This is a genomic window from Pseudomonas sp. ICMP 460, assembly GCF_002723595.1.
GTDB classification, from domain to species: Bacteria; Pseudomonadota; Gammaproteobacteria; order Pseudomonadales; family Pseudomonadaceae; genus Aquipseudomonas; species Aquipseudomonas kitaguniensis.
In genome coordinates, this window is the sequence record NZ_LKBR01000012.1 from 23,462 (window position 1) to 35,993 (window position 12,532).

The 12,532-nt window shown below is 60.0% G+C and carries 8 protein-coding genes; all 8 read left to right on the top strand.

The genetic code is table 11. The features are described 5' to 3' along the window. The 8 genes from AO240_RS09955 to AO240_RS09995 all read left to right on the top strand — a co-directional run bounded on the left by AO240_RS09955 (position 1) and on the right by AO240_RS09995 (position 12,294). Entirely contained in the window at positions 1-1,440 is a 1,440-nt protein-coding gene (locus AO240_RS09955; RefSeq protein WP_058412533.1) for a sigma-54 dependent transcriptional regulator, read from the top strand. Positions 1,441-2,149: 709 nt separating this feature from the next. Then, entirely contained in the window at positions 2,150-3,553 is a 1,404-nt protein-coding gene (locus AO240_RS09965; RefSeq protein WP_058412534.1) for a polynucleotide adenylyltransferase PcnB, read from the top strand. A gap of 2 nt (positions 3,554-3,555) precedes the next feature. Then, complete coding sequence (gene folK / locus AO240_RS09970; protein ID WP_099236403.1) at positions 3,556-4,041, top strand: 2-amino-4-hydroxy-6-hydroxymethyldihydropteridine diphosphokinase; 486 nt, start codon at positions 3,556-3,558, stop codon at positions 4,039-4,041. Between the two features lie 260 nt (positions 4,042-4,301). Beyond that, complete coding sequence (panB, locus tag AO240_RS09975; RefSeq protein WP_058412536.1) at positions 4,302-5,102, top strand: 3-methyl-2-oxobutanoate hydroxymethyltransferase; 801 nt, start codon at positions 4,302-4,304, stop codon at positions 5,100-5,102. Then, positions 5,099-5,950, top strand: coding sequence for a pantoate--beta-alanine ligase (gene panC / locus AO240_RS09980; protein ID WP_099236404.1), 852 nt, complete (start codon positions 5,099-5,101; stop codon positions 5,948-5,950). The genes panB and panC overlap by 4 nt, the downstream gene beginning before the upstream one ends. Before the next feature lie 239 nt (positions 5,951-6,189). Then, positions 6,190-7,854 carry a glucose-6-phosphate isomerase gene (gene pgi / locus AO240_RS09985; protein WP_058412538.1) on the top strand — a complete coding sequence of 555 codons (1,665 nt, stop codon included), beginning with the start codon at positions 6,190-6,192 and terminating at the stop codon, positions 7,852-7,854. A 402-nt stretch (positions 7,855-8,256) separates the two neighbouring features. Continuing rightward, positions 8,257-9,273, top strand: a complete 1,017-nt coding sequence (locus AO240_RS09990; RefSeq protein ID WP_099236405.1) for a class I SAM-dependent rRNA methyltransferase — start codon at positions 8,257-8,259, stop codon at positions 9,271-9,273. An 87-nt stretch (positions 9,274-9,360) separates the two neighbouring features. Beyond that, positions 9,361-12,294, top strand: a complete 2,934-nt coding sequence (locus AO240_RS09995) for a DUF748 domain-containing protein (RefSeq protein WP_099236406.1) — start codon at positions 9,361-9,363, stop codon at positions 12,292-12,294. Positions 12,295-12,532: the final 238 nt, after the last annotated feature.

Consider the following 12,532-nt stretch of genomic DNA (forward strand, 5'->3'; position numbering starts at 1 on the left):
ATGCCGCACATTTTGATCGTCGAAGACGAAACCATTATCCGCTCTGCCTTGCGTCGCCTGCTTGAACGTAATCAGTACCAGGTCAGCGAAGCCGGCTCGGTGCAGGAAGCCCAAGAGCGATTCAGCATCCCCACGTTCGACCTGATTGTCAGCGACCTGCGCCTGCCGGGCGCACCGGGCACTGAGCTGATCAAGCTTGGCCAGGGCACGCCAGTGCTGATCATGACCAGCTACGCCAGCCTGCGTTCGGCAGTCGACTCGATGAAGATGGGCGCGGTCGACTACATCGCCAAGCCTTTCGACCACGACGAAATGCTCCAGGCCGTGGCGCGCATTCTGCGCGACCGCCAGTCGGCCGGCGGGGCAACCGCCGAGCAGCGGCCTGCGGGTAAAGCGGCCAACGGTGCAGACAAGCCAGGCGTGGATAACAGTAATGGCGAAATCGGCATTATTGGCTCCTGCCCACCGATGCAGGACCTGTACAGCAAGATCCGCAAAGTCGCGCCTACCGACTCCAATGTATTGATTCAGGGCGAGTCGGGCACCGGTAAAGAACTGGTCGCCCGCGCCCTGCACAACCTGTCCAGGCGCGCCAAGGCGCCAATGATTTCGGTGAACTGCGCGGCGATCCCAGAATCGTTGATCGAATCCGAGCTGTTCGGCCACGAGAAAGGCGCGTTTACCGGCGCCAGCGCCGGGCGTGCAGGCTTGGTCGAAGCGGCCGACGGCGGCACGTTGTTCCTCGACGAAATCGGCGAGCTGCCGCTGGAAGCTCAGGCGCGCTTGCTGCGTGTGTTGCAGGAAGGCGAAATTCGCCGCGTAGGTTCGGTACAGTCACAGAAAGTCGATGTGCGGCTGATCGCGGCCACCCACCGCGACTTGAAAAGCCTGGCCAAGATCGGCCAGTTCCGTGAAGACTTGTACTACCGCTTGCACGTCATCGCGCTGAAGCTGCCGCCGCTGCGCGAGCGCGGCGCCGACGTCAACGAGATTGCCCACGCATTCCTGCTGCGCCAGAGCGCGCGTATCAACCGTACCGACCTCACGTTTGCTGCAGACGCCGAGCAGGCTATTCGGCACTACGCGTGGCCGGGCAACGTGCGTGAGCTGGAGAACGCGGTCGAACGCGCGGTGATTTTGTCAGAGAGCCCGGAAATTTCCGCCGAGCTGCTGGGCATCGACATCGAACTCAGTGATTTGGAGGATGACGACTTTATCGGCCTGGCCCCGCAACAGGGCGGCGGTAGTAATACGAGCCATGAACCGACGGAAGATTTGTCACTGGAAGATTACTTCCAGCATTTCGTCCTTGAGCATCAGGACCACATGACCGAGACCGAACTGGCGCGCAAGCTCGGCGTAAGCCGCAAGTGCTTGTGGGAACGCCGCCAGCGCCTGGGCATTCCACGGCGCAAGACCGGGGTGGCCAGCGAGACGTGAGGGTGCGCCCCCACAGGTAACACCTTCAGATGTGAAAAAACTGTTACCGCAGCTTTTTCGCGTAACAAAAGCCGGGGCTTACGGTAACGAAGCCCCGGCTTTTTTTCGCCCCTTAAAAACCCGAAAACCCAGCAAGCCCCCGGTTTTGCTGGGCGCTACAAAAGTTGGCACGCACCCTGCTATATGCTTGGTACAAGAACAATAACAAGCTTTGTACAAGACAATAAAAATAAGACGAATCGACTCACGCATAACAAAAACAACACGGCGGAGGCGCAGCTAACTGATTCTTTTGGAGAGGCGTTGCAATTGGGGCTTGCCCCGCAACCAGGCCGAGAACAACAAAAACTGCCCTAAGGCAGAGCCTGAACTGGTTGGATCGTAGATCAGCAACACAGCGACCAAAGCAATCCGTTTGCTCTTGGCTCCCGATTGGGAGTGTCATGAAGGTGAAGCTTCATGGCGAGGGCGATCAATAAAAACAAGAAGCCCGCAACCCATAATAAAAATAGAGCACGCAACTACTTCTGGGGGAGCTTCGGCTCCCCTTGTAGTTTCCGGCGTTTGCCCAATTTGCGCACTTCTTTAAGCTTCCAGCGCAAGGCTTGCAGCTTGTTCCTACACCATCCCCTGACTAAATGCTAGAATCCCGGCCCATCATGCGGTCATTCTTCGTTATGGCCGAACATTCCTTCAAACAGTGCATCCCATGCTGAAGAAGTTGTTCCAGTCATTCCGTTCTCCCTTGCGTCGTACGCAACACATTCGCAGCACGCCTGAAGTGCTTAACAGCAATCAGCATTCATTGCAGCGTGCTCAATTCAGCCGCTATGCGGTGAACATCGTCGAACGTTTGCAGAACGCCGGCTACCAGGCTTATCTGGTGGGTGGTTGCGTGCGCGACATGCTGCTCAATATCACGCCCAAGGATTTTGACGTCGCCACCAGTGCCACGCCCGAGCAAGTGCGTGCCGAGTTCCGCAACGCGCGAATCATCGGCCGCCGCTTCAAACTCGTGCACATTCACTTTGGCCGCGAAATCATCGAAGTCGCGACCTTCCGCGCAGGGCACCCGCAAAACGACGAAGAGGAAGACACCAACCAGTCCTCTCGTAACGAGAGCGGCCGCATCCTGCGCGACAACGTTTACGGCAGCCTGGAAGAAGACGCGCAACGCCGCGACTTCACCATCAACGCCCTGTATTACGACCCGGTCAGCGAGCGCATCCTTGATTACGCGAATGGCGTACACGACATTCGCAACAACCTGATTCGCTTGATCGGCGACCCGACGCAGCGCTACCAGGAAGACCCGGTACGCATGCTGCGAGCCGTGCGTTTTGCCGCCAAGTTGAATTTCGGCATCGAGAAACACACCGCCGCACCGATTCGCGAGCTGGCACCGATGCTGCGGGAAATTCCTTCGGCGCGCCTGTTCGAAGAAGTGCTGAAGTTGTTCCTCTCGGGCTATGCCGCCGACACCTTCGAAATGCTCGTCGACCTGCAGTTGTTCGACCCATTGTTCCCGGCCAGTGCCGAGGCATTGGAATACAACCCGACGTACACCCACACCCTGATCAGCGAAGCGTTGATCAGCACCGACCTGCGCATCAAACAGAACAAACCGGTCACCCCGGCGTTCCTGTTTGCCGCCCTGTTGTGGCCGGCCTTGCCCAAGCGCGTACTGCGCCTGCAAGACCGCGGCATGCCGCCCATTCCTGCCATGCAGGAAGCCGCTCACGAGCTGATCGCCGAGCAGTGCCAGCGCATCGCTATCCCCAAACGCTTCACCATGCCGATCCGCGAGATCTGGGACATGCAGGAACGCCTGCCGCGCCGCAGCGGCAAACGCGCCGACCTGCTGTTGGACAACCCGCGCTTCCGTGCCGGCTATGACTTTCTGCTGCTGCGCGAAAACGCCGGCGAGCAGACCGACGGCCTCGGCGAATGGTGGACCGACTATCAGGACGCGAATGACAGCCAGCGCCGCGACATGATTCGTGACCTCGGCAGCAAAGGCGATGGCGCCAGCGAAGGGCCGAAGAAGCGTCGTCGCAGCTCCACCAAGCGCAAACGCAGCGCTGCCGATGCGTCGGGCGCTGCGGGCGAATAAACGTGGAGCGTATCTACATCGGCATGGGCAGCAACCTGGCTGCCCCGGACCAGCAATTACGCAGCGCCATCGACGCGCTGGCGTTGTTGCCTGGCACGCGCCTCGCCGGCGTGTCGGCGTTCTATCAGAGTGACTCCCTGCTCCCCGGCCAGCCGCGCTACACCAACGCGGTTGCCGCTGTGGACAGCCGCCTGGCGCCATTGGAACTGCTGGATGCGCTGCAAGCCATCGAGAATGACCAGGGCCGCGAGCGCCTGGAGCGCTGGGGGCCACGCACGCTGGATTTGGACATTCTGTTATTTGGCGATCGCCTGATCGACGAACCGCGCCTCAGAGTGCCGCATTACCAGATGCACCTGCGGGCGTTTGTGCTGTACCCGCTGGCTGAACTGGCCCCCGCCGACCTGCAACTGCCTAACGGCCAAACGCTCAAAGAGCTGCTGACGGCCTGCCCGTTTGTCGGCCTGGAACGCCTGCGCACCATTTGACTCGATCCCCATATTTGGCCTGCCCCCTGCTGAATCGCATCAGTAACAGCGGTAACAACGCCATCGTAACAATGCGGTAACACATCCAATTGACTTCCCAAGCCCTCATCACGACTATAGGCGTCCCGCCGCCGCCAACCCGGCGCTGAAGGGCGCAATCCAGGCCTTATAAGCACTGCTCTCAAGACAGTGCGCCTGTATAAACGAAGACTCACGCGCGTTACTCGCTGTTTCCAAGCGCCTGAACGAGGACCCTTTTCATGCCAGACGTTACCCTGACCACCTTGCAGAGCCTCAAGCTCAAAGGTGAAAAAATCACCATGCTGACCTGCTACGACGCCACCTTTGCCCACGCCAGTTGCCAGGCCGGCGTCGAAGTGTTGCTGGTAGGTGACTCACTGGGCATGGTTCTTCAAGGCAATGACAGCACCTTGCCCGTCACCACCGACGAACTCGCCTACCACACCGCCAGCGTCAAACGCGGTAACGACGGTGCTTTTATCATCGCCGACCTGCCGTTCATGGGTTATGCCACCGTCGAACAGACGTTCCAGAACGCCGGCAAACTGATGCAAGCCGGGGCGCACATGATCAAGGTCGAAGGCGCCGCCTGGCTCGCCGAGTCGATCCGCCTGCTGGCTGAGCGCGGTGTGCCGGTGTGCGCGCACATGGGGCTGACACCGCAGTCGGTGAACATCCTCGGCGGCTACAAGGTTCAAGGCCGCAACGAAGCCCAGGCGCGCCAGATGCGAGCTGACGCGATTGCCCTGGAGCAAGCCGGTGCCGCGATGATTTTGCTGGAATGCGTGCCGAGCGAGCTGGCGGCGGAGATCACCCAAGCGGTCAAAGTACCGGTGATCGGGATTGGCGCGGGTTCCGCCACCGACGGCCAAGTACTGGTGGTGCACGACATGCTCGGCCTGACGCTGACCGGCCGTGCGCCGAAGTTCGTGAAGAACTTCATGGCCGGCCAAGACAGCATCCACGCCGCGCTGAGCGCCTACGTCAGTGAAGTCAAAGCCGTTACCTTCCCTGGCGCCGAACACGGATTTTCTGCATGAACACCGTTAAAACCGTACGAGAACTGCGAGCAGCCGTCGCCCACGCACGCAGTGCCGGCAAGCGCATCGGCTTTGTGCCCACCATGGGTAACCTGCACAGCGGCCACGCCACCCTTGTGAGCAAGGCGGCGCAGCAATCGGAATTCGTGGTGGCGAGTATTTTCGTCAACCCGCTGCAGTTCGGCGCCGGCGAAGATTTGGACAAGTACCCGCGCACGCTTGCCGCCGATCAGGAAAAGCTCCTGCAAGCCGGCTGCAACCTGCTGTTCGCGCCGAGCGTCGACGAAATGTACCCCGGCGGCATGGGCGGCCAAACCCGCGTCAGCGTGCCGCAACTGTCCGAAGGCCTATGCGGTGCCAGCCGCCCCGGGCACTTCGAAGGCGTGGCCACGGTCGTCAACAAGCTGTTCAATATGGTCCAGCCGGACATGGCAGTGTTTGGCCAGAAGGACTACCAGCAACTGGCGGTGATCCGCGCCATGGTGCATGACCTGAACCTGCCGATCCAGATCGTCGGCGAGCCGACCGTGCGTGCCGCCGATGGCCTGGCGCTGTCATCGCGCAACGGTTACCTCAGCGACGAGCAGCGCGCCATTGCCCCCGTGCTGTATCGCAGCCTCAGCCAGATGGCCGCCGCGATCAAGGCCGGTGATCACGATTTCGCCACGCTGCGGGCCGAGCAGGTCCAACGGATCGAAGCCGCCGGGTTGCGCATGGACTACCTCGAAGTGCGCCACGGCGTGAACCTGCGCCCGGCGACGCCTGAGGACCGTGATGTGGTGATCCTGGTGGCGGCGTACTTGGGCGCGACGCGCCTGATCGACAACCTGCACCTGAACCTGGCCTGATCCTGCCTGGTTTTTTCTGCAAAAAGCTGCTCGCCGCTTGCCCTCCCTGCTGCGCCGGTATAAAAAAGTACCGGCTACAGCGCAGACAAAGCCAAGACATATCGACACGCTAGGTTTAATGTAATCGCCCGGCGCTCATGCTAGCGCTGTCCGGAACCCACGCTTGACGAAAGACTGGACGTTCCGGCACTTGAAGTGTCCTAAAGGCAGTCCCCGTAATAAAAAGGAAACCCGCAGCGATGGCGTACTACCGCACTCCTCATGACGTTACCGCTCTGCCCGCCTGGCAAGCGCTCAATCAACATCGCCAAGCCATGCAGGATTTCAGCATGCGCGAGGCGTTCAACGCCGATCCCCAGCGCTTTTCACAGTTCACCTTGAGCAGCTGCGGGCTTTTCCTCGATTACTCGAAAAACCTGATCACCAGCGAGACCCGCGATTTGCTGGTAGGCCTGGCCAAGGAAGTCGACCTTAAAGGCGCCATCGACGCGCTGTACGCCGGCGAGCCCGTCAACTCATCCGAAGGCCGCCCGGCGCTGCACACCGCCTTGCGCCGCCCGGTGGGCGACAAGCTGTCGGTCAACGGCGTGAACATCATGCCGGACGTGCACAAAGTGCTGAACCAGATCACTGACCTGGTCGGCCGCATCCACGACGGCCTGTGGCGTGGTTACACCGAGAAGCCGATCACTGACGTGGTCAACATCGGCATCGGTGGCTCGTTCCTCGGCCCGGAACTGGTCTCTGAAGCGCTGCTGTCTTACGCCCACAAAGGCGTGCGCTGCCATTACCTGGCGAACATCGACGGCAGCGAGTTCCACGAGCTGACGATGAAGCTGCGCGCCGAGACCACGCTGTTTATCGTCTCGTCGAAATCCTTCAATACCCTCGAAACCCTGAAAAACGCCCAGGCCGCTCGCGCCTGGTACTTGGCTCAGGGTGGTTCGGAAGCTGAGCTCTACCGCCACTTCATCGCGGTATCGAGCAATAACGCGGCGGCAGTGGCCTTCGGTATTCGCGAAGAAAACATCTTCCCGATGTGGGACTGGGTAGGCGGTCGTTACTCGCTGTGGTCGGCGATCGGTTTGCCAATCGCCCTGGCCATCGGCATGTCCAACTTCAAGGAACTGCTGTCCGGTGCCTACACCATGGACCAGCATTTCCAGAACGCTCCGTTTGAACAGAACATGCCGGTACTGCTGGGCCTGCTCGGCGTGTGGTACGGCAACTTCTGGGGCGCGCAGAGCCACGCGATCCTGCCGTATGACCATTACCTGCGTAACATCACCAAGCACTTGCAACAGTTGGACATGGAATCCAACGGCAAGAGCGTCCGCCAGGACGGCACGCCCGTGTCCACCGATACTGGCCCGGTGATCTGGGGCGGCGTGGGTTGCAATGGTCAGCACGCATACCACCAACTGCTGCACCAAGGCACCCAACTGATCCCGGCCGACTTCATCGTGCCGATCGTCAGTTTCAACCCGGTGTCCGACCACCACCAGTGGCTGTACGCCAACTGTCTGTCGCAGAGCCAGGCCTTGATGCTGGGTAAAACCCGTAGCGAAGCCGAAGCCGAACTGCGCGAAAAAGGCATACCGGAAGCCGAGGTGCAGAAGCTGGCACCGCACAAGGTCATTCCAGGCAACCGCCCAAGCAACACCCTCGTGGTGGAGCGCATCAGCCCGCGCCGTCTGGGCGCACTGGTCGCGATGTATGAACACAAAGTGTTCGTGCAAAGCGTGGTCTGGGGCATCAATGCCTTTGACCAATGGGGCGTTGAACTGGGCAAAGAGTTGGGCAAAGGCGTGTATAACCGCCTGACCGGCGCCGAAGAAACCCTGGCTGACGACGCGTCGACTCAGGGCTTGATCAACTATTTCCGCGGCCGTCACCGCGGCTGAAGCCGGTCAACAGGGCCAACGTCCGTTTGGACGTTGGCCTTGAACCCTCCCCCACAGCGTGCATCTTGTGACGTGTCCCGAAAACAAGAACAAGCACCGCTCATGTTCGATCAGCACATTCCCCATCGCCGATGCCGTGCGCTGCGCAGCTCACAAGGCGACTACCAGTCGTCGCAGGGTATCCGCATGATGTCAAAGGCCAAGGCATTTACGCGTTTGTGACATTGATGAACAGCGTCGAGCCCGACGCAGTGGACGGCCTGATCGACAAACGCCTGAACCGCTAAGCTCTGAGCAACGTGGGCATCGGCGTAACGTGGCCACAGGTGGACGGGGCTGATGTGGGCGGCGCCGCATAGCTGTTAAACTCCGCGCCCACATTTACCCTGTAAGGCGCGCTTCATGACTCCTTTGAATCAGGCGCTGCGCGCCGCTCTCAATCATCGCCAAGACCTGATCAACGAGTTGCATGCCCAAGGCACTGACTGCTACCGGTTGTTCCACGGTAGCCAGGAAGGCGCCGGCGGCCTGACCATCGACCGTTATGGCCCGCAACTGCTGGTGCAAAGCTTCCATCAATCGTTGGAAACAGCGGACCTGCTGGACCTGCACCAACAGGTCAACCAGTTCATCGGCCTGGAGTTGTTGCTGGTGTACAACGACCGCTCGCGTGGCAACTCGCGGGTCGACCGTGAAGACACGGTGTACCGGGCGCAACCCGAAGCACTGCAAGACTTGATCGGGCATGAGTGGGGCCTCAATTACCGTGTCCGCGGGCGACATGCCGGGCAGGACCCACTGCTGTTCCTCGACCTGCGCAACACACGCGGCTGGGTCAAGGAGCACAGCGCCGGCAAAAGCGTGCTGAACCTGTTCGCCTACACCTGTGGGGTTGGCTTAAGCGCGGCAGCCGGCGGCGCCAGTGAGGTGTGCAACCTGGACTTTGCCGAGGGCAACCTGGCGGTCGGTCGCGAAAACGGCCTGTTGAACCCGAAATTGCCCGGCATGGCGTTTGTACAGTCCGACTATTTCCCGGCGATTCGCCAACTCGCGGGCTTGCCGATTACCCAACGTCGCGGGCATAAGCTGCCGAGTTATCCACACCTTGAGCAACGCCAATATGACTTGGTGCTGCTTGACCCGCCGGCGTGGGCCAAGAGCGCCTTCGGCACCGTCGACCTGCTACGCGACTACCAGAGTTTGCTAAAGCCTGCGCTGTTGGCGACTGCCGAGAATGGCGTGCTGATCTGCTGCAATAATTTGGCAAAGGTCAGCATGGATGATTGGCGTGAACAGGTGCTGCGCTGCGCCGAAAAAGCCGGCCGCCCGGTACGCGACTGGCAGATCATGGCACCTGGCGCTGACTTTCCGTCCAAGGACCAGCAGCCGCCGCTGAAAACGCTGATTCTGCACCTGTAGGACTTGTCTCAAAAGGCCGGGCGCTTCGGAACCGAAAACCCGTGCCATACTCCAAGACACTCTCGTTTGACATAGTTGGCGTCACCCATGCCCAAAGGTTTGATTCGCACCACCGGCGCCCTGTTGGTCGCGCTTGCTCTGTACAGTTTGCTGGGCTTTTTGATTCTGCCGGGCATCGCCCTTCGCATTGCCAACCAACAGTTGGCCAATTACGCCACAGTGCCGGCGCGCATTGAGCGTATCGAGCTCAACCCGTTCAGCCTTGAAGTGACCCTTTGGGGCCTGAACATCGGCGAACCCGGCAAAGAACAACTGGGTTTTGAACGTCTCTATGCCAACCTGCAGATCGACAGCCTGTGGACCCGCGCCCTGCACTTGGCCGATGTGCAGTTGGATAAACCCAAGACCGAGCTGCTGTTCGACAAATCCGGCCAACTGAACCTGGCGCAACTGTTCAAGCTGCCGCCGAGTGAGCCGACCCCGGCCGACCCGAACGCAAAACCGTTCCCATTGCGCATCGACAGCATCAAGCTGGCGGGTGGCTATGTGCACTTTCAAGATTTGCGCCCCAGCGAACCGATTGAATTCCTCTACGACACGCTCGACTTTGAGCTGAAAAACCTCAGCACGCTGCCGGAAGATAATGCCGACATGACCTTGGTGGCCGCAGGCCCTGAGGGTGGGCAAATTGACTGGAAAGGTAATTTCAGCCTGGTACCGATCACGTCCAAGGGCACGCTGAAAGTCACCGACGGCAAGATGAAAGCCTGGTGGCCGTACGTACGTGACGCGGTGCCATTGGTGCTGGAAAACGGTGTACTGAATTTCAGCACCGACTACACCTTCAGCCTCGCCAAACAAACCGAATTGAAGCTGACCAACACCGCCGCGAGCATCGCGCCCTTCGCGATCAAGGCGCCGGATGGTCGCCCGCTGGCACGCCTGGAACGCCTGGACATCAGCGAAACCACAGTAGATCTGGCCAGGCAGCAGGTCATTGTCGGCAAAATTCGCAGCAATAAACTCGAGACATGGGCCGCCCGCGAAGCCGATGGCCAACTGGACTGGCAGAAACTGTTTGCCAGCCAACCAAGCAAACCGGCCAAGGCGCCTGAACCGGCGACCGCCCCGGCAACCGCCGATTCGCCCAAAGCTGCACCTGCGGCGCCTAGCAAACCGTGGCAAGTGCTGCTCAAAGATGTGCAGTTGCGCAACTATCAGGTGCACTTGGCCGACCGTCAGGCCAACCCGGCAGTAGCGCTGGAACTGGGGCCGCTGAATGTCGACGTGCAGAACTTCGACAGCCTCAACCAAAGCCCGTTTAACCTGAAGGTCGACACCGGCCTGGGCAAACAAGGCAAAATTCAGGCTACCGGCGCGGTCAACCTCAACCCGGTCAGTGCCAAGCTCAAAGTCACCACCCAAGACATCGACCTTCGGGTAGCACAGGCGTATATCAGCCCGTTTATTCGGCTGGAACTGCGCAGTGGCATGCTCGGCAGCAACCTCGATGTGAACCTGAAAAGCACTGACCCGCTGGCACTTCAGGTCACCGGCAATGCTCAGGTCGATCAGTTGCACACCCTCGACACCCTCAAGACCCGCGACTTCCTCAAGTGGCAGCGCCTGGTGCTGGAAGGCGTGAACTATCAACACGGCGACAGCGTGTCGATTGACAAGGTCACCCTGCTGCAACCTTATGTGCGTTTCATGATCAACGATGACCGCACGACTAACATCGACGACTTGCTGATCCCGCAGCCCGCCGACAGTGGCAACTCATCGGCAGCCAAACCTGCCGCCAGCAAAGACAAGCCCTTGGGCATTCACATTGGGCAGATCGCGATCAACGACGGCTCGGCCAACTTCGCCGACTTCAGCCTCACGCCCAACTTCGCCACGGCCGTTCAACAACTCAACGGGCAGATAGGCACTATTGATAGTCGTCAGGCCAAACCGGCCAGCGTCGATATCAACGGCAAGGTGGATCGCTATGCGCCGGTGACTATCAAAGGTGCTGTAAACCCATTTAACCCGATGGCGGCGCTGGATATCGCCACCAGCTTCAAGCGCGTCGAACTGACTACGTTGACGCCGTATTCCGGCAAGTTCGCGGGCTTCCGTATCCGCAAGGGCCGCCTGAACCTCGACCTGCACTACGTGATCACCAAAGGCCAGTTGAAGGCGCAGAACAAAGTGGTGATCGAACAGCTGCAACTGGGTGACAAGGTCGACAGCGCCGATGCGGTGGACTTGCCGATTCGCCTGGCGATTGCACTGCTCAAAGACAGCGACGGCAAAATCTCGCTGGAGTTGCCGGTGACCGGCGACCTGAATAATCCGCAATTCAGCGTGATGCCGATTGTGTGGCAAACCCTGCGTAACCTGGTGGTACGCGCGGCTACGTCGCCATTCAAGTTCATTGGCGGGCTGGTAAGCGGTGGCGGCTCGGAAGACCTCGGCACGGTGTCTTTCGCTGCGGGCTCCAGCGATTTGAGCAAGGACGCCGAGGGCGCGCTCAACACCCTGGCAAAGGCGCTGAAAGAGCGCCCTACCCTACGCCTGGAAATCGAAGGCACTGCGGCTGCCAGCAGCGATGGCCCGTTCATCGCCGCCGAACGTCTTGAGCGTGAATACCAATACAACTACTACAAGATACTCCAGCGCCGCGGCGACAAAGTTCCGGCCCAGGCATCGCTGCTGGAAGTACCGGAAAAAGAAAAAGCGCCGTTGCTGGAAGGTATCTACCGCACCCGCCTGAAACAACAACCTCCGGCGCAGTGGAAAGACCTGAGCAGTGACGAGCGCACCGCGAAGCTGCGTGACGGCGTGATCAAGTTTTGGAGCGCCAGTGACGTGCTGCTGCGCCAACTCGGCCAGGACCGGGCCAGTACCATCAAGGACTACCTGGTGGACAAGGGCCAGTTACAAGATGACCGGGTGTACTTCATCGACGCCAACCTGGGGCAAGCCGAGAAGGATGGCCGAGTCATTACGCCGCTGCACCTGGACGCCGAGTAATCGGCGGCTGGCTGTGGGGCTAGCGCCCTGTGGCGAGCAAGCGCGCTCGCCACGGCAGCCTTGTGACCTTGAGTTGAGGGTTACAGGAATACCCGCCCCAGAATAGAACAGGCCCCGACACAAGTGCCGGGGCCTGTAATGACCACATCCGTGTGGTCGGTCGCATGAACTCCAGAGGTGCGTTGGGTGGAAATCTAACTCACCCTAAGCCGCCGCCGTTCGATTCAAACGAATAATG

What these genes read in the sequence shown, in the direction of transcription:
- AO240_RS09955 (WP_058412533.1), top strand. Translation starts at nt 1, where the DNA reads ATGCCGCACATTTTGATCGTCGAAGACGAAACCATTATCCGCTCTGCC.
- AO240_RS09965 (WP_058412534.1), top strand. Translation starts at nt 2,150, where the DNA reads ATGCTGAAGAAGTTGTTCCAGTCATTCCGTTCTCCCTTGCGTCGTACG.
- panB (WP_058412536.1), top strand. Translation starts at nt 4,302, where the DNA reads ATGCCAGACGTTACCCTGACCACCTTGCAGAGCCTCAAGCTCAAAGGT.
- panC (WP_099236404.1), top strand. Translation starts at nt 5,099, where the DNA reads ATGAACACCGTTAAAACCGTACGAGAACTGCGAGCAGCCGTCGCCCAC.
- pgi (WP_058412538.1), top strand. Translation starts at nt 6,190, where the DNA reads ATGGCGTACTACCGCACTCCTCATGACGTTACCGCTCTGCCCGCCTGG.
- AO240_RS09990 (WP_099236405.1), top strand. Translation starts at nt 8,257, where the DNA reads ATGACTCCTTTGAATCAGGCGCTGCGCGCCGCTCTCAATCATCGCCAA.
- AO240_RS09995 (WP_099236406.1), top strand. Translation starts at nt 9,361, where the DNA reads ATGCCCAAAGGTTTGATTCGCACCACCGGCGCCCTGTTGGTCGCGCTT.